This window comes from Sorangium sp. So ce295, from assembly GCF_051527405.1.
Lineage (GTDB): Bacteria > Myxococcota_A > Polyangia > Polyangiales > Polyangiaceae > Sorangium > Sorangium cellulosum_B.
Genome location: NZ_CP150324.1, coordinates 2,713,509 through 2,730,105 on the forward strand (window position 1 = coordinate 2,713,509; position 16,597 = coordinate 2,730,105).

The following is a 16,597-nucleotide window of genomic DNA, read 5'->3' on the forward strand; positions in this document are numbered from 1 at the left end:
TATCTGACGGCGCGATGGTCGTCACGAGGGTGTAGATCGGGCGATGACCGCGCGATCTTCAGCTCGGAGGTGGCCCCGTCGGCTTGTCGGGCGGGAGAGAGAGCAAGAGAGAGTACACAGGGAGACGGGGAGACGGGGAGGAGATATATCGAGAGACCAAGGTGGAGAGGCGAGAGGTGGGGACCATCCTTCGCGTCTGCTTGCTCGGGGTCGACGGCTTTCAGATCGCTCGTCCGTGGCCGTCGAGCTCAGCGCTGGGCTGCTCCCTCGACATCGATCCACGCTCCGCACATGGTGCAGAGCTTCACCGAGGCATCGAGCAAGAACTCACAGTTCGAGCAGTACCTCTTTCCGCCGGGAGGCGGCGGCATCGGCCGGCGGGGGGGCGGCGGATTCCAGTTTGACACCATGGGCTCCGGCGGTAGCCAGGACGGTGGAGGTTCCTCCCAGCCGTTCAGCGCGATGGGCACGCCTGCCCTGTCGCCCGGCACGCAACGCAGCGCCGGCCCGCCGAGCTGGTCGCGGCGCAACCAGAAATCGCCGTTGATCATCCGGGATTGCAGCTCCGTGCCGTGCGCGCTCGAGGGCAAGAGCGGCCGGTTCGCCCCCGCATCATCGCGGTAAAGGACCGGCTGGCCCTCGGGCTTCAGGGCCGAGCCAAAGGCGATGTGGTGATCGACCTCGACCGTCGCCCGGAGATCGGGCGGGTTGCCGTCGTGGGCGTCGAGCGCGGGCGCGAACAGCCACTCCGGGTACCTGGGCTCATACCACCACAGGAGCGGCTCGGGCTGGAGGTTGCCGTTCCAGCAACAGACCGCCACCGGCCAGCCGGGGTAATAGGCCTCGAACGCCTGAAGCATGCGGTCGTTGAGTGCAGGCCGCTTGGGCTTCGGGACCTGCCTGAGGACGGAGAGCACGGCGCGCGGCGACTCCGCGAGCACCACCGCATAGCTGCCCACGTCGAAAACCACCGCCCGAGCGGCCTCGAGCGTGCCGCCCAGCAGCGTGCCGTAGCTTCGCGGGATCGGCTGGCGCGTCGCCTCGCGGATGTCCTCGAGGAAGGTGCGGAACGGGCGCGTGTCGACCGCGTTCTGCGGGCCGAGCCGCGTGGCCGGGATCGGCAGGATCATGGCGTTCGGGCCGGAGGTCGACGCCGTGTTCTGGTAGGCGAGGACGTGGACGTAAAGGCCGTTCCACTGCGCATCGCCGGCATAGAGGAGGGTGCTGGAGAGCGTGGCGGGGGAGAAGGTGCAGCACATGGTCGCTGCAGGATACACGAACAGGAGCCGTTCACCCCATGGCCCCGGCGCGGCGCCCGGTCACCTGCCCGCGCGCGGGTCCAGCCGGCGCCCCTGCGCTGGCGGCACGCCGGGAGTGAACTGTCAGGCCGCGGCGAGCGCGCTGACCATGACGTAATACCCATCAGGATCACGGAGCGCGAACTCGCTGGTGCCGGTACTGGGGTTCAAACGGGGTTCCTCTTCCAGTCCGGCGACGAGGGCGCGTGCTCGAAGCAGCGTCTCATTGAAGTCGTCCACACGGAAGAACAAGAGCAGCCCGTTGCCAGGCTGAACGTGATCGGGGCTGATCAGCGGTGGATGCTCGTGGGCACCCCACTGGTGAAGGCAGAGCAAGACCGTTCCATCGGAGTCCAGTATTTGCCCGAAATCATCATGAGCGGGCTTCGTCTCCGGTTGACCAAACAGCGACTGATACCACTTGAAGCTACGAGCAACATCAGCAACACCGATGATTGTCCACGTGCGTTTCATCGCTTCCTCCGGCAGGTCGGGCGGCGTCAGCGTGCACCTGGGAGTGCACCCGCGAGCTGTCGCGTGAGCTCGGCCGCTGGCACTTCCTTGCACCCGCTGACGTTTTGCCCCGCCCAGAGCGGCGAGAAGTCGCCGCTGCCCTCGCTTTCCGCCTTGGCGCGCAGGGGGGCGATGGCCGACGTCGCCAAGGGAAAAGCTGGCACGGCGCCGCTCATCGGCCCAAGCTCCCTCATCAGGCGGTTCACGATGCCCCGAGCGGGTCGCCCGGTGAACAGGTTGGTGAGCGCCGTGATGCTGGCTGCGCCGCTCGCGAGGGCCGCGCGATGCACCCTGCTCGTGGTGGCCTCCGGGCACAAGAGGTAGGCCGTCCCGAGCTGCACGCCGGCCGCACCGAGCGCGATGGCGGCTGCGACACCCCTCGGGTCCGCGATGCCGCCCGCGGCGATGACGGGGATCTTCACGGCGTCCACGATCTGCGGCACCAGCGCGAAAGTGCCGAGCTGGACGCTGAGATCGTCGGACAGGAAGCTGCCGCGATGACCGCCCGCCTCGATGCCCTGGGCGATGACCGCGTCGACGCCGCGCGCCTCCAGCCAGCGCGCCTCGTCGACCGTCGTGGCAGAGGACAGGATCCTCGCGCCCGAGCGGCGCACCCGCGAGAGCAAGGCCTCCGAGGGCAGGCCGAAGTGAAAGCTCACCACAGCAGGCCTGAGCTCGTCGAGCACATCAGCGGCCTCATCGCTGAAGGGCAACCGGCCGGGGCCGGTCGGGATGGCGCTTGCATCGACGCCGAGCTCGGCGAAGTACGGCGAGAGCCGGGCACGCCAGATCGCTTCTTGCTTGGCGTCGGGCTCGGGCCGCGTGTGACAGAAGAAGTTCACGTTGAACGGCCTCGTGGTCTGCGCTCGGATGGCTGCCAGCTCCTTGCGCAGCGCGTCCGGGCCCAGCACGGCGCCGGGCAGCGAGCCGAGCCCACCAGCGCTGGAGACGGCGACCGCGAGCGCGCTGCCCTGCACGCCGGCCATGGGCGCCTGGATGATTGGAAGATCGATCGCAAGGAGCTCCTGCAGCGTCGTCATGAGAATCTCCAGATCCACGGCCGAAGCAGAGTCCCGCTTTTGTCCTTTTTCGCCTAGCAGAGAGCGTGCGGCCGTGGGACCCGAGCGTAAGCGAAGGGCCCATCGGTGGCAACGCCGGGTTGGACGGCACGTGCTCACCTGCACGATGCGCTACGCGTTCCTCTGCCAGTACGAAGGTCGGCATGAGGTATCGGGGATGAGCGTGGCTCGGGCATTCGGGCCTGGATCTCCGAGGGCGCGCTGAACACCGTCAGTTCTCTCGCAACGAACCGGGGCATCGCTCTTGCGGTAGGACTGGGAGCTGGCTTCGTAATCGAGGTGCCACGTGACGGACCACGTCGATCCATGGGCCCTTGCAAGCCAGTCCGGGACGCCAGTCGCCAGATGTTAGTTTGTCTAACTATCCGTCGATTGGTCGGCCGAGGCCGCAGGACGAGGTCTGTCCAGTGGACAGTTCGGTAAGTCGTTCAACATGGTCGTGGAGCAGAGCCGTCCGATCGCGGCTACGCGAGAAGGAGCGCGCGGGGGACTTCCCCGTTGCCCAGGGGACCCTCTCGACCCTGGCCCCACAGCCCGAGCGGCTCGCGACTCAGAAGGTGCCGCCGAGGCCGAAGGTGGCGCCGCCGGGCGCGAAGCCGATCTGGGGCTCGAGCCGGAGGCGGGTGGAACGATGGCTCTCCGGCTCGCTTTCCTCGTACGGGACCACCATGCCGCTGAGGCTCACCACGAGGATCTCAGGGGTCTCGGCGCCGAGGGCGACGGGCACGAGCAGGAGACTCCCGCCGAGCACGATGACGTGCTTCCACCCATACCAGACGAGCCGCGACGTGCGCTTCGTGCCCGGGCCGTGATTCCCGGGCTGCCGTGGGCCAGCGCGCCAGCCGTCGGGCGGCGGGGCGTGGCGTACGCGGGCGGCGGGTATCCCTCCTGTGGCATGCTTCTCACGCCGGACGGAGGCTGAGATGGTACGCTCCAGTTCCACGGTTTCAGATCCGCGGCGCGCGCGGCGCGGCTACACTGCGCGGCCCGTGGACTCCGTGATGGACAGCATCGAGGCGATGGTCGCCTGGCTCCGGCAGCGCCGGTGGGCGCACCTCGCCGTGGTGAACCTGCGCATCCTGATCGGCTTCGCGTTCCTGCCGGCGGGGCTGAAGAAGATCCTCGGCGAGCCGTTCACGGATCCGGGCAGTCGCGGCCCGTTCCATGAGTTCTTGCACGCGTTCCACGCGACCGGGCACTTCTACACGTTCGTGGGCGTGGTCCAGCTGGTGGCCGCGACGCTGCTCATGACGCAGCGGTTCGCGACGGCCGGCGCATTGTTGGCGCTGCCGGTGACGGGCGCGATCCTGGCGTTCTGCTGGAGCACGGCGGTCGTCCCGACGGCGACGGTCGTCACGCTGATGTTCGCCGGCCTGGTCGGGCTGGCGCTGTGGGACGTCGAGCGGTGGCGCGGAGTCCTCGACGCGCCGGACGCCGCGCCGCGGGCCGCGCGTGCCTCGTCACCAGCGCCGATCGACCTGCGGCTGTGGAGCCTGTGCGGGGCGGCCATCCTGGTGGCGTACGTCGCGACGTGTCTGCTCAGCGGCGGCATCTACCGGCCGCGGGGGCCCGCGTTCGATGAGCCGGGGTTCTACGTGCTGATGGCGCTGCCGCTGTTCCCGATCGCGACCGCGCTCATCGATCGTCGCCGGCGCGCGGGGCGCTGACGCCCCGGTGCCGGCCCGCGGTGCACCGTCGGGTTGTTCAGTGTGCCGCTCAAGGTGCCAGCGACGGCGCCGGTCGCCGCGGCCGACCTGGCCGCACCGCCGGTCATCTGCCCGCGCGCGGCTCCAGCCGGAGCCACACGCCGCCGGACGTGCGCAGCGTTGTCGCGACATGCAGCCGTGTCGTCCGCCCCGGCACCGCGCTGACCCGGTAGCGCTGGAGGAGCCGCGCGAGGATGAGCTGCCCTTCCATGAGCGCGAACTCCTTGCCGATGCACTGCCGCTGTCCGATCCCGAACGGGATGAACGCGAGCGGGTGCCGGGCGCGCGCGCGCTCGGGCGTGAACCGGCCCGGGTCGAACCGCATCGGGGCTTCCCAGTGGTCCGGGTGCCGGTGGAGGACATAACTCATGATGCCCACCAGGGTGCCTGCGGGGATGTGGAAGCCGTCGATCTCGTCGTCCTCGACCGCGGTGCGAGGTATCCAGTACGCTGGCGGGTAGATCCGGAGGGCCTCCTGCACGACCGCGAGCGCGAGCGGCAGCCTGGGAACATCTGCGAAGCCGGGCCGCCTGTCGCCGAGCGCCGCGTCGACCTCCGCCGCGAGCGCCTGCAGGAGGTCGGGGTTCTCGACGAGGAAATGGAGCGCCCACGCGAGGGTGACCGAGGTCGTCTCGTACCCCGCGAGGAACATCGACACCGCCTCGTCCCGCAGCTGCTGGTTGGACATCTGCTCGCCGGTCTCGGCGTCCACCGTGGCGAGGAGGATCGAGAGCAGATCGCCGCCGCGCCCCGGCTGCGCGCGGCGCTGCGCGATGAAGCGAAACACGTTCTCATCGATCGTCTTCACCGACCGCTCGAAGCGGCGCCGCCCCGGGGCCGGCATCCAGCCCGGCAGCGCCCGGAGCGCGGCCCCGAGGAGCATGTAGTCGATCGCGTACTTCATCGAGCCGCCAACGGCGTCCGCCTCCTCTTTGGTGATCCCCGAGCCGAACATCGTGTTGAGGATGACCTTCATCGTGATGTGCGGGAGCTCCCGCTCGGCGTTGACAGGGCGCCCCGCGGCGGCGGCCACGCCGAAGCCGGCCATGCCGTCGTCGATCGCCTGCACCATGAGGTCGCACATCGCGGCGAGCCGGTCCCTGTGGAACTCCGGCTGGATCATCCGCCGCTGCCGCAGCCAGAGGTCACCCTCGCTCGTGGGCAGCCCATTGCCGATGAGCGCGCGGATGCTCTCCCATAGAGCCCCTCCCTTGGAGTAGTTGCGCGCGTTGTCGCGCAGGACGTGCTGCGCGTGCCTCGGGTGGTTCAGCGCGACGATCCGCGCGAGCCCGAGATCGATCGTGTACAGATCGCCGAGCTGCTCTCTCGCCGAGACGAGGTAATCGAGCCGATCCTTCAGCAGGTGCGGGAGCACGCCGACGAGCGGAAAGCCGCGCGCCGACGGCGGCGCGCTCGCGCGGGGGGCGGCGCCGGCGGTGGCGCGGGCGGGTGTGCTGGAGAGAAGATCCGGCTGCATCATGGCCTCGCCAAGGGAAGGGGCGTATCCGATCGAGCGGCGGTATCCGAGCCGCTCGGCGGACAGGGCGCCCGCTGCGCTGATCGGACGAGAGTACATGAGCCCGGACCCCGGAGACGAGGACTTTGGAAATGCTTCTTCGCAGCGCGCCCTCACCGCCCACAGTGTGGACGCGCGAGGCCCAAGCGACGGCGCGAGCGCCCGAGGGCCGATGTCCCCGGACGTTGTATTCCTACGCTGTCACGCGACCGCGCGCCGCGAGGTGCCGCTCGATGTGGCCTATCGCCGTGCCCACGCCGTCCTCGCCGCGGATCTTGCGTCCGAGCTCCTCGGCGCGCTGCTTCATGCCCGCGTCGGTGGCGGCGGTCCGGATCGCGGCCGCGAGCGCGTCGGCGGTGAGGCGCGGCCGCGGGATGGCGCGCGGGCCGACGCCGAGCTCCTCGACGCGGCGCCCCCAGAAGAGCTGGTCCCCGAGGTGCGGGACGACCACCGCAGGCCGCCCGGCGCGCAGGCACGCGGCCACGGTGCCCGCGCCCCCGTGAATCACCGCCGCGGCGACCCGCGGATACAGCCAGTCGTGCGGCGCGGCGTCGATCTGGAGGATGCTGTCGGGCAGCGCGATGTCGCCGAGCCCGGCCCAGCCGGAGAGCAGGATGGCGCGCTGGCCGCTCCGCGCGACCGCGTCGACGAGGAGCCTCGTCGTGGCGCCGGGATCGTGGGACGTCATGCTGCCGAAGCCGAGGGCGACCGGCGGCTCGCCCGCCGCGAGGAACCGCTCGAGGGTCTCGGGCGGCCGGTACTCTTCGCCCTCGTCGAGGAACCAGTAGCCCGCCGTGTGGTAGCTGGGCGGCCAGTCCGGCGGGTGCGGGACGACGTGGGCGCTGTAGCCGTGGACGACCAGCATGCGGCGCAGCGCGGCCATGTACGCCCGCCGATCCTGCGGCGGCAGGCCGAGCCGCTGCCGCACGCGGGCCGTCACGCCGCCGTACCAGCGCCACACCGTCGGCTCGATCAGGAGCCTGCCGAACAGGAGGTTGAGCACGCTGTCGCGGCGCGGGAAGGGGGCGGCGACCGCGGTGGGCCCGTGGCGCGTCGCCAGGATCGAGGGCTGGAACGGGATGCTGACCTGCACTGCGCCCGAGGCCTCGGCGATGGAGGCCGCGTAGGTGTCCGAGGTGAAGCTGCTCAGGATGAGCTCGGCGCCCTCGCACGCGCGCAGGGCGTCGTCGGTCATCTCCGCGCCGAAGCGATCGATGAGCCGCTGCAGGATCCGCGACTGGGCCATCGGATCCGTGCCGCGCGACACCCACTCTTTGCCGAGGTCGCTCTCCATGATGTCGACCATGTCGAGGCTCCCCGGGATCGCCGTGAGCCCGTGCGCCTCGATCCAGCGCTGGAAGCTCTTGCCGGCGAGGACGCGGACCGCGTGGCCGCGGGCCGCGAGCGCCTTGCCGAGCGCGATCGCGGGCTGGACGTCGCCCCGGGTGCCCAGCGCGAGGATGGTGGTCTTCATCGGGCCGCCTCGCCTCAGAGCGCCTTCCAGGACGCGTCGCCCGACGGCAGCCGCGGCGGCTCGACCGACAGGATGTAGTCGACCCGGCGGTTGCGCGGCTCGTCCACCTGGTCCGCGGTCTTCACGAGCGGCGCCGACTCGCCGAGCCCCTCGAAGGCGATGGGGAGCTTCACGCCGCGGCCCTTGAACCAGGCGGCGATCGCGCGGGCGCGCTTCCGCGACAGGGTGAGGTTGTGCTCCACGCCGCCGACCGTGTCCGTGTGGCCGACGATGAACAGCGTGATCTTGCCGAGCTCGCTGGTCTTCGCCACGACCTCCGAGATCTTCTGGAGGCTCGCCTCCAGCTTGGGCACCTCGGGGGCGCGGATGACGTCGGAGTTGGTCTCGAACTGCACCTCTTCGTGGGGGATGCTCACGTTCCAGGGGATGATCGCGATCCCCGCCCAGTACCCCTCGGTGTCGTGGCCGTACACCTCGATGCGCGCGACGGGCTCGTCGCTCGAGGGCGACCAGGTCACGGCGAGCGGCGAGCCGGCGGCGGCCCCGCCGAACGGCTTCTCCTCTTCGGCCAGGACCGCGCCCGACTGCCCGAGGACCTTGATGCGCACCTTGCTGGCGGCGCGCGACAGCTTCACCTCGATCTGGCGGCCCTTGACGTCCACCTTGGACCTGTCGATCGTCACCTCGAGCGCGGGCGGCCTCGCCTGGGCGCTCCGCGGCGGTGAGGGCGCGGGCGAGGGGCCGTCGGCGCGCGCGGCGGCGGGGGCGAGCAGGGAGGCGGCGAGGAGCACGGCCGGGGCATGGCGCATGGGGATCCCCATCTCTGGAGGGTGAGGGAAATGCGGGAAGACGTCCCCGAGCATACCAAAAGGCGCGCGTCGTGGAGCGGCGGGGTGATGTGCCGTGTGTTCGCGGCGCGAGCTGCCCTGCGCGCCGGCCTGCACCGGTGTAGGGTGTACCGTCGAGCGTCGAGCGCGCTCCGGCAAAGGCGCCGGAGATCCAGCTGAACGGCGTTCCACGTCACATGGCAGTCACCATTTTCGACCTCTTCAAGATCGGTATCGGGCCCAGCAGCTCACACACGGTCGGGCCGATGCGCGCGGCGCGCATGTTCGCGGTGGATCTCGACGAGGCGGGCCTGCTCGCCCGCACCGCTGCGGTGTCGGTGGAGCTGTTCGGGTCGCTCGGCGCCACGGGCCGCGGCCACGGCAGCGACAAGGCCGTGATCCTCGGGCTCATGGGCGAGACGCCGGACGGGGTGGACGTCGAGCGGGCGGGCGCGATCGTCGAGGGCGTGCGGCAGAGCGGCCGGCTGTCGCTGCTCTCCCGCCACGAGATCGGCTTCCAGGTGAAAGGACACCTGGCCTTCCTGCACCGGAGCCTGCCGTTTCATCCGAACGGCATGCGCTTCACGGCGCTGGACGAGGGGGGCGCGCTGCTGCGCGCGCGCGTGTATTACTCGGTGGGCGGCGGCTTCGTGGTGAACGAGGCGGCGGCGAAGGGGGAGAACCCGATCGAAGCGGACACGACGCCGCTGCCGTATCCGTTTCACAGCGCCGCGGATCTGCTCGCGGCGTGCGCGGCGAGCGGCCTGTCGATAAGCCAGGTCATGCTGGAGAACGAGAAGGTGTTTCGCCCGGAGGCGGAGACCCGGGCGGGTCTCCTGCGCATCTGGGGGGTGATGCAGGACTGCGTGCGGCGCGGCTTCCGGGCAGAGGGCGTGTTGCCCGGCGGCCTCAAGGTGGTGCGCCGCGCGCCGGCCCTGTACCGCAAGCTCATCGAGAGCCCGGAGGCGGGGCTCCGGGATCCGCTGACGGCGATGGACTGGGTGAGCCTCTACGCGCTCGCGGTGAGCGAGGAGAACGCCGCCGGGGGCCGCGTTGTGACGGCGCCGACGAACGGCGCGGCGGGGATCATCCCGGCGGTCCTGCACTATTACCGGCGCTTCGTGCCGACGTCGACGGACGAGGGCGTCATCCGCTTCTTGCTGACGGCGGGCGCGATAGGCATTCTCTACAAGGAGAACGCGTCGATCAGCGGCGCGGAGGTGGGGTGTCAGGGCGAGGTGGGCTCGGCGTGCTCGATGGCCGCGGGCGCGCTGGCCGAGGGGCTGGGCGGCACGCCGGCGCAGGCCGAGAACGCGGCCGAGATCGCGATGGAGCACAACCTCGGGTTGACGTGCGATCCGGTGGGCGGGCTCGTCCAGGTGCCGTGCATCGAGCGCAACGCGATGGCCGCGATCAAGGCCATCAGCGCGGCGCGCATGGCGATGCACGGCGATGGGGCGCACTTCGTGAGCCTCGACAAGGTGATCAAGACGATGCGCGACACCGGGGCAGACATGGAGTCGAAGTACAAGGAGACGGCGCGCGGGGGGCTCGCGGTCAACGTGCTCGAGCTGCCGGTGGAGGTGGGGGTCAATCTGCCGGAGTGTTAGGCGCGCTCCGGCGCCGTGCCAAACGCGCGTCGAAGGACCAGCGCCCCGCGCCGACGATGACGAGGAAGAGCGCGCCCAGCAGCATCGCCCAGTCCGTCCTCGCCTCGTGGACCATGCTCCAGAAGCCGTATTGCGGCAGCTTGCGCACGTGGAAGCCGAGGATGTCTCGGCCGAGCAGGATCGGAAGCTTGGTCGAGATCAGCGCCACGACCATGTCGATGACGAGCAGAGCGGCGGCGAACCGGGTCAGGAGCCCCGCGAGCACGAGCGCCCCGCAGACGATCTCGACCACCCCGACGAAAGGTCCCATGGCTTCCGGCCAGGGGATGCCGATCTTGACGAACCGTCCGGCGCCGAGCTCCGCTGGATAGATGAACTTCTGGAGCCCTTCGGACAAGAAGACGGCCCCGACCGAGAGGCGGACAAGGAGCGTCGCCGAAGGCGCCTCGGAATCGAGCATCTTGCGCAGGTGGTTCATACTTTCGTTCCAGCCCCTGTCGAGGGAGTGTGGATGTGGATCTTCCAGAGGCCCGCCCGGATCTCACGATCCGCCGTCGAGATCATGGTTCGAAGCGCGTAGACGATCTTCGTAATCCCGTCAATCGCGACCCGCTGCCGTTCGGACGCGGCCTGCAGCCTTCCGGCTCGGTACTACAATCGAATCCGGCGCCTCCGCATTGGCCGGCTCGGCGCTCCTTGGCATCGTGATCCATCCCGGGAAGCGAAACTGGACAGTGGCGCTGGCGAAGGCGGCGAAGTCACCCCATGCTCGGCGAGGGGGGCTTCGAGAAGGCGGTCGCCGAGGTTGACGAGCTCGAGGCCGCGCTCGGGATTGCCGACCTCGCGCGCTTCACGCCGACATAGGCGAAGGTGCGACGGGAGCGCTCGGGCCTCGCGACCGCCGCGCGGCGATGTGGCCGGCGGCGTGATCGTCGGCCATAGTGTCCACGTGTTGTATGTCCGCCACGTGCCGGGTCCGCCGCTCTCGGCGCACGTCGCCGAGCTCTGGTACCTTTCGGCTGCTCCGCCTCACGCGGCCGAGCGCATCCTGCCCTCCGGTACCCTCCAGCTGGTCGTCAACCTCGACCAGGACGAGGTTCGCGTCTACGACGGCCCCACCATTCGCGGCTACTCCGGTGCCGTCGTCTCGGGCGCGTACCAGTCCGCCTTCGGCGTCGACACACGCGAGCACGCGTCGATGGTCGGGGTCCAGTTCCGCCCCGGCGGCGCGTGGCCGTTCCTCGGCGCGCCGCTCGGCGCGCTGACCGACACGCACGCCGACCTCGCGGACCTCTGGGGGCTGCGAGCGGCGGAGCTCCGTGAACGCCTGTGCTCGACGCCGGAGCCGCGCGCTCGCTTCGCGCTGCTCGAGCGCGCGCTGCTCGACCGCCTTTCGAACGCGCGCCCCGGTCATCCCCTGGTTCCGCACGCGATCGCGGCGCTCGATGGAGGCGAAAGGCGCGTCGCCGACGTGGCGGCCACGCTCGGCATCAGCCACCGCCGGCTCGTCGACGTGTTCACCGCCGAGACCGGCCTTGCCCCGAAGGCCTTCGCCCGGATCACACGCTTTCGGCGGGCGCTCTTGCAGGCCGAGAGGGAGCGCGAGCCGGACTGGGCCCGGCTCGCTGCCGTGTCAGGGTTCTGCGACCAGTCGCACCTGATCCGCGAGTTCGTGGCGCTCTCCGGCAATTCGCCGACCGCGCTCGTCGCCCACTCCTCCCGCGAACGCGTCAAGCTGCACCACATCGCCATCGCGGTGCCAGCCGCGCCGGACGGGGCGCGCCGAACGGACCGGCAACACGCGCGATCTCGAAGTGTCTCGACCCGATGACCGCGAGGATCAGCGCGGTGCCGGGACGCACCGCAGCGCGATCGGTGGCGAGCCCGGCCGCTTCCAATTCGTCCAAGACCGGGTTGCCCGCCGTGGGTAGACGTGGGTCATGACGCAATGCTCGGTCCAAGTTGACACAGAGGTCGGCGATCCTGGCAAGAAGTGCAACGTAGTTCCGCAGGCGGACGCGCGGCTGCGCGAGGCCATCAGGGTGATCGGGGGAAGGAAGAGCTTCATGACACGCACCCGATCGCTGATCCGAGTCGCCGCCGCTGCCGCCGCCCTGCTCGCGGGGGTCGGGGTTGCCGCACCGGCGGCCGCGCAAGGTGTTATAGGCACCGGCTCCGGGCGAGCCGGGGCCACCGTGGCCGCGGTGGTGGGGCTGCTCGGCGTGGTCATCGGCGGGCTGGCTCTGGCCCACTCCGTCGGTCGTACCGGCGCCGGTAGCGGGCGAGACAGGGCCATCGTGGCCCTGGTGCTGGGGCTGATCGGCATGGTCCTCGCTGGGCTGCACCTGGCCACCTCCACCGGTGGTATCGGCACCGGCAATGGGCGAGGCGGGGCCATGGTGGCCCTGGTGCTGGGGCTGATCGGCATGGTCCTCGGTCGACTGGCTCTGGCCCGCTCCCACCGCAGCGGCTGACCGGCTGACCCGGCCATGGTGCCGGGTCAGCGCCCGTGTTGCGGTTCCTGCCCCTCCAGGGCGTGTTCCGGCGGCTTGACGCCAGTTCGGGAGCTGGTCCGGTGAGCTTCGCAGCCCGAACGGGCTGCGAGCGAAGGCGTACATCAGGAGCAGGGCGCGCTTCTCGAGCTCGACGAAGCGAGAATGGCGCACGATCCGAGGGAAGGCGTCGGCCAAGTGTTCGAAGACGCAGTCCTGATAGCTACCCCGCCGATGGCTCGTGAAGCTCGATCGGGTTGCCGTCGGGATCTTCGAGTTGAATCTGCGCGCCCCCCACGCCGCGTTCGATGTCGTTCCGGAAGGGTGTGCCGGCCGCGCGGAGTCGTTCGATGATCGCGGCGAGGTCGTCGACGTAGAGGACGATGCGGTTCCAGCCGCCCGCGACCTGAGCGCTGCCGTCGGGCATCGGGCGCGCGCCGGAGCTGCCTGGGCCGCTCAGGAGCAAGCGCAAGTCACCGCGGGAGACCGTCGCGAACGCCGTGCCGGACTGCAGGTCGAGCGTGAAGCCCAGTTGCTCGGTGTAGAAGCGAACGGCGCGATCGATGTCCGTGTTCTGGTAGCGGACGACGGCCGAGTTGGCATCGGGGCCTTCCGCGGCCGAGGTCGATTCCTCCGGCGCGTGGTGAAGCTCGACCGGGTTGCCGTCGGGATCCTCGAGCTGAATCTGCGCGCCCCCCACACCGCTTTCGATGTCGTTTCGGAAGGGGGTCCCGGCCGCGCGCAGCCGTTCGATGATCGCGGCGAGGTCGTCGACGTAGAGGACGATGCGGTTCCAGCCGCCCGCGACCTGAGCGCGGCCATCGGGCATCGGGCGCGCGCCGGAGCTGCCGGGGCCGCTCAGGAGCAAGCGCAAGTCACCGCGGGAGACCGTCGCGAACGCCGTGCCGGCCTGCAGGTCGAGCGTGAAGCCGAGTCGCTCGGTGTAGAAGCGAACGGCGCGATCGACGTCCGTGACCTGGTAGCGGACGACGGCCGCGGTGGCATTGGGGCCTTCCATGGCCGAGGTCGATCCGGTGGTACGGGACATGCAACCTCCGAGAGAGAGAATGACAAGGATGAGGATGATCTTGACGATGATCTTCATGCGCCGATCCTGTTGCCCGCGCGCGCCGACGTATTGGACAAATTGGAAGCCGCGGCGGTCCAGGCCTCGTGGGCGTGCGTCGCACTGAACGACGCTTCGTTATCCTCCACGTGCTGTGTGCCAGCGTTCGACCATGCGGGGAGCAGCAAGGCGGTGGAAGGGGCCTGCGCCGTGGTGTCCGCGGTCGCAAACCGGGACGTTCAGATTGCGATTGCTCGGCGCGCCCGGGTGCGCTCTCCTTCGATGCAGGAAGCGGGAGACTCTCCCGCGAGCGCGCCGCGATGAAGCCCTTGTACGAAGCTCGTGCACCAGAGATCGTGACGGAGCCCGAGCAGGTGGATCAGCTGCCGGCGCTGATCGAGCGGATCGCGGAGCAGACGCGGCGCGACGTCGAGGACCGGCGGGTGGAGCTGCCGTCGGGGCGCGTCGTCGAGGTGCGATCCGCGGCAGGGGACGAGGAGCGGGTGACGATCCGGAGCGCGTCCGGGGAGATCGAGCTCGACGTGCGCCTCACCGAGCGCGGACCGGTGCTGCGGATCCGGGCGGCGGAGCTCGAGCTCGAGTCGGCGGGCGCGGTGCGCGTGGACTGCGATCGTTTCCACGTGCGCGCCGAGCACGGGATCGTGCACGAGACCGGCGGCGACCTCGCGCAGACGGTCGCCGGCGACGTGACGACGCGGGCGCGCGGCGAGCTGCGCGCCGAGGCCCGTCAGGTGAACCTCGAGGCCACGTGCGGCGACGTGCAGATCGCGGCGAACGATGACGTGCAGCTGCTCGGCGAGCGGATCAAGCTGAACTGCTGAGCGCCGCACGCGGCGTGGGGCGCGGTGGGCGGCGCCCGCGCTCACCGAGGGCGTACCGCGGGCGGCGTCTGCGCTCACCGACAGCGTGCCGCGGGCGGCGAGGGCGGGGTCGACCGCGCGTCAGAGGGCCGAGAGGGCGCGCTCGACCTGCTCCGCCAGCGCGGATTGCGCGGCGACGCGCCGCTGCCACACGCGCTTCAGCCGCAGGCCGAGCGGCGCGTCGAGCCCCTGCTCCGCGATCTCGAGCGAGAGCTTGCCCCGCCGCTCGGCCCTGACGAGGCGCGCGTACTGCTCGGCCCCGAACCGGTCCGGGTGGCGCCGCTCCCAGGTGCTCGCGTACGCGTCGTCGAAGCGCTCGCGCAGCGCGCGATCCCCGTGCTTCAGCGCGCGCTCGAGCTCGTCACGCCAGCGCTGCTCGGCCTTCCGCCAGGTGGCCTCGTCGAGGTCGTGCGCGGAGAGCACCTCGCCGCGCAGCGCGCCCCGCTCGGCGAGCTCCGCGCAGACGGTGGCGTACCGCTCGATCGTGACCGGCTCTTCCGGGCGCGCTGCGCTCGGCGCCGGCGGCGCCTTCAGCGGGGCCGGCGGTTGCGGCGCCGGGGCGGGGGCCGGGGCGCGCGGCGCGGGGCTCGCGGGGGCGGGCGGCTGCGATGGAGCTCCGTCGACGTCGAGCGCCGCGAGCACCGCTCCCGCCGCCGGGCCGGGCGTCGTGGCCGCGGGTGGGGTGGCGGGCAAGGTGCCCGACCCCGGCGCGCTGCCGGGCCCGTCGAGCGCCAGCGTGCCGCCCGCGGACGCCTCCCGCCGCCGCGGCTCGCCGGAGCGCGACGGCGCGGCCGGCGCGGCCGGCGCGGCCGCCGCGGGGCGCTGCACCGGCGGGCGCCGCGGCGGGACGGCTGGCGCGCTCCCGATGCCCACGCCGGCGACGGCCACCAGGCGCTCCCGCTGCGCCGGGTCGCGCAGCTCGACGTGGGCGCGCCAGGTGATCGTGCAGAGCCGCCGATCCGCGTCGACGTGGAGGCCGTCGGCGTGGAACGCGAGCCGCGCCGGGGCGTCGGGATCGGCGTCGTCGAGGCCGTACACCGCGCCGGCGACGCGCGCGTCCGGCAGCGCGCTCTGGATGCGCGGGCGATCCGGGTGGAAGCCCTCGAGCACGACGACCGTGTCCGGCTGCAGCGCGGAGACCCACTGGTCGCGCGGGGCGCACTGGAAGTACGACCAGTCGAAGGCGCCCGGCACCTCCATCACCTCGGCGTCGAGCCTGGCGCGGGCGCCGGCCGGGAGGCGGCGGCTGCGCGCCGGCCACGCCGCCGCGAGCGGACCGAAGCCGGCGGGCCTCTGCGGGTCGACCGGGTCGAGCACGTTCGGCAGCTCGCCGTCGCGCTCGCTGCACCCCAGGGGGTTCTCGGGCACGCCGACGCCGCCGGCGGCGCGCTCGTACACGATCGGCATCCGCACGAACGGCTCCGGCGCCGCCCCGGCCTCCTTGCGGCGGCCGACGACGCGCACCGTCTTGTCGAGGCCCTGCCCCTCGCGCTGGACGAGCGCGAACCGCGCGCTCATCTCCGCGACAGGGCGGCCGCCCGGCGCGGCGGCGTGCCCGAGGGCGGTCACGTCCACGTACTGGCGGTACGGCACCCGATCGCTCGCCGCGGTCACGTGGGTCATCGGGCCGCGGCGGTCGTGGACATCCTTCGCCTGGAACGGCGCCGCCACCTCCGCCGGCCGCATCGGCGACGCGTCGAGCGAGAAGCTGGCCTTCACGACGACCGTCAACCGGAGCTTGCCCTCGTGGCGCCAGGGGACCGTGTCCACGGTCGCCTGCGCCGCCGTCGCCGACGCCGCCGGCGTGAGCGACGCACACGCGACGCCGCCCGCGGTGCCTGGCAAGAACGGCAAGGCGCGCGCCGCGAACTGCGCGGCCTGCGCGTCGTCGACCGGGAGTGTCCCCTTCGGCTCGCTCATGTCCCCGTCATGCACGGTCGCAACCGCGCCTCCCGAGGTCAAGAGCTCATCCAGCGATCGCGGGCCGCAACGACCCTTGGAGTCGTCGTCGGTGTGTGGCGGTGCGCGGATGGCTTCGGAACCTGGCCGACGAGCTCGGCCAGGGGTGCGCGCCGGCGGCGGGAGATCAAAACAAAATACCGAGTGGCCGCCCGCGCGCGCCAAGTACCATGACC

General features: G+C 71.3%; 15 protein-coding genes. 5 read left to right on the forward strand and 10 right to left on the reverse strand.

Annotated elements, in window-relative coordinates; translation table 11 throughout:
• Window positions 1–248: 248 nt before the first annotated feature.
• The 4 genes from WMF11_RS10400 to WMF11_RS10415 form a co-directional block, all read right to left on the reverse strand.
• On the reverse strand, window positions 249–1,259 hold the full coding sequence (locus tag WMF11_RS10400) for a hypothetical protein (RefSeq protein WP_437977343.1): 1,011 nt from the start codon (window positions 1,257–1,259) through the stop codon (window positions 249–251).
• Between the two features lie 123 nt (window positions 1,260–1,382).
• Window positions 1,383–1,772: a VOC family protein gene (locus WMF11_RS10405; RefSeq protein WP_437977344.1), complete on the reverse strand. Its 390-nt coding sequence runs from the start codon at window positions 1,770–1,772 to the stop codon at window positions 1,383–1,385.
• 26 nt (window positions 1,773–1,798) lie between these two features.
• Window positions 1,799–2,851 carry an NAD(P)H-dependent flavin oxidoreductase gene (locus tag WMF11_RS10410; protein WP_437977345.1) on the reverse strand — a complete coding sequence of 351 codons (1,053 nt, stop codon included), beginning with the start codon at window positions 2,849–2,851 and terminating at the stop codon, window positions 1,799–1,801.
• Between the two features lie 589 nt (window positions 2,852–3,440).
• Window positions 3,441–3,641, reverse strand: coding sequence for a hypothetical protein (locus tag WMF11_RS10415; RefSeq protein ID WP_437908269.1), 201 nt, complete (start codon window positions 3,639–3,641; stop codon window positions 3,441–3,443).
• A gap of 238 nt (window positions 3,642–3,879) precedes the next feature.
• Here WMF11_RS10415 and WMF11_RS10420 point away from each other — a divergent pair, with 238 nt between their 5' ends.
• On the forward strand, window positions 3,880–4,557 hold the full coding sequence (locus WMF11_RS10420; RefSeq protein ID WP_437977346.1) for a hypothetical protein: 678 nt from the start codon (window positions 3,880–3,882) through the stop codon (window positions 4,555–4,557).
• Window positions 4,558–4,660: 103 nt separating this feature from the next.
• Here WMF11_RS10420 and WMF11_RS10425 read toward each other — a convergent pair whose 3' ends face one another.
• The 3 genes from WMF11_RS10425 to WMF11_RS10435 all read right to left on the reverse strand — a co-directional run bounded on the left by WMF11_RS10425 (window position 4,661) and on the right by WMF11_RS10435 (window position 8,395).
• Entirely contained in the window at window positions 4,661–6,172 is a 1,512-nt protein-coding gene (locus WMF11_RS10425) for a cytochrome P450 (protein ID WP_437977347.1), read from the reverse strand.
• A gap of 133 nt (window positions 6,173–6,305) precedes the next feature.
• The gene (locus WMF11_RS10430) at window positions 6,306–7,586 is read right to left on the reverse strand and encodes a glycosyltransferase (RefSeq protein ID WP_437977348.1); all 1,281 of its coding nucleotides are present in this window, start codon (window positions 7,584–7,586) and stop codon (window positions 6,306–6,308) included.
• A 14-nt stretch (window positions 7,587–7,600) separates the two neighbouring features.
• A complete protein-coding gene (locus WMF11_RS10435; protein WP_437908275.1) occupies window positions 7,601–8,395 on the reverse strand; it encodes an OmpA family protein in 795 nt (264 codons plus the stop codon).
• A 215-nt stretch (window positions 8,396–8,610) separates the two neighbouring features.
• On the opposite strand from WMF11_RS10435, the gene WMF11_RS10440 reads away from it, so the two are divergent.
• Window positions 8,611–10,023, forward strand: coding sequence for an L-serine ammonia-lyase (locus WMF11_RS10440; RefSeq protein WP_437977349.1), 1,413 nt, complete (start codon window positions 8,611–8,613; stop codon window positions 10,021–10,023).
• Here the strand turns inward: WMF11_RS10440 and WMF11_RS10445 are convergent.
• Window positions 10,004–10,501, reverse strand: a complete 498-nt coding sequence (locus tag WMF11_RS10445) for a DoxX family protein (protein WP_437977350.1) — start codon at window positions 10,499–10,501, stop codon at window positions 10,004–10,006. The genes WMF11_RS10440 and WMF11_RS10445 overlap by 20 nt on opposite strands.
• A 435-nt stretch (window positions 10,502–10,936) precedes the next feature.
• Here WMF11_RS10445 and WMF11_RS10450 point away from each other — a divergent pair, with 435 nt between their 5' ends.
• Entirely contained in the window at window positions 10,937–11,854 is a 918-nt protein-coding gene (locus WMF11_RS10450) for an AraC family transcriptional regulator (protein ID WP_437977351.1), read from the forward strand.
• Between the two features lie 109 nt (window positions 11,855–11,963).
• A complete protein-coding gene (locus tag WMF11_RS10455; RefSeq protein WP_437977352.1) occupies window positions 11,964–12,497 on the forward strand; it encodes a DUF6223 family protein in 534 nt (177 codons plus the stop codon).
• A gap of 241 nt (window positions 12,498–12,738) precedes the next feature.
• Here WMF11_RS10455 and WMF11_RS10460 read toward each other — a convergent pair whose 3' ends face one another.
• On the reverse strand, window positions 12,739–13,620 hold the full coding sequence (locus WMF11_RS10460; protein WP_437977353.1) for a VOC family protein: 882 nt from the start codon (window positions 13,618–13,620) through the stop codon (window positions 12,739–12,741).
• Between the two features lie 317 nt (window positions 13,621–13,937).
• Between WMF11_RS10460 and WMF11_RS10465 the strand changes: the two genes are divergently transcribed.
• The gene (locus WMF11_RS10465; RefSeq protein ID WP_437977354.1) at window positions 13,938–14,423 is read left to right on the forward strand and encodes a hypothetical protein; all 486 of its coding nucleotides are present in this window, start codon (window positions 13,938–13,940) and stop codon (window positions 14,421–14,423) included.
• Between the two features lie 120 nt (window positions 14,424–14,543).
• Here WMF11_RS10465 and WMF11_RS10470 read toward each other — a convergent pair whose 3' ends face one another.
• On the reverse strand, window positions 14,544–16,382 hold the full coding sequence (locus tag WMF11_RS10470) for a DUF2169 family type VI secretion system accessory protein (RefSeq protein ID WP_437977355.1): 1,839 nt from the start codon (window positions 16,380–16,382) through the stop codon (window positions 14,544–14,546).
• Between the last annotated feature and the right edge of the window lie 215 nt (window positions 16,383–16,597).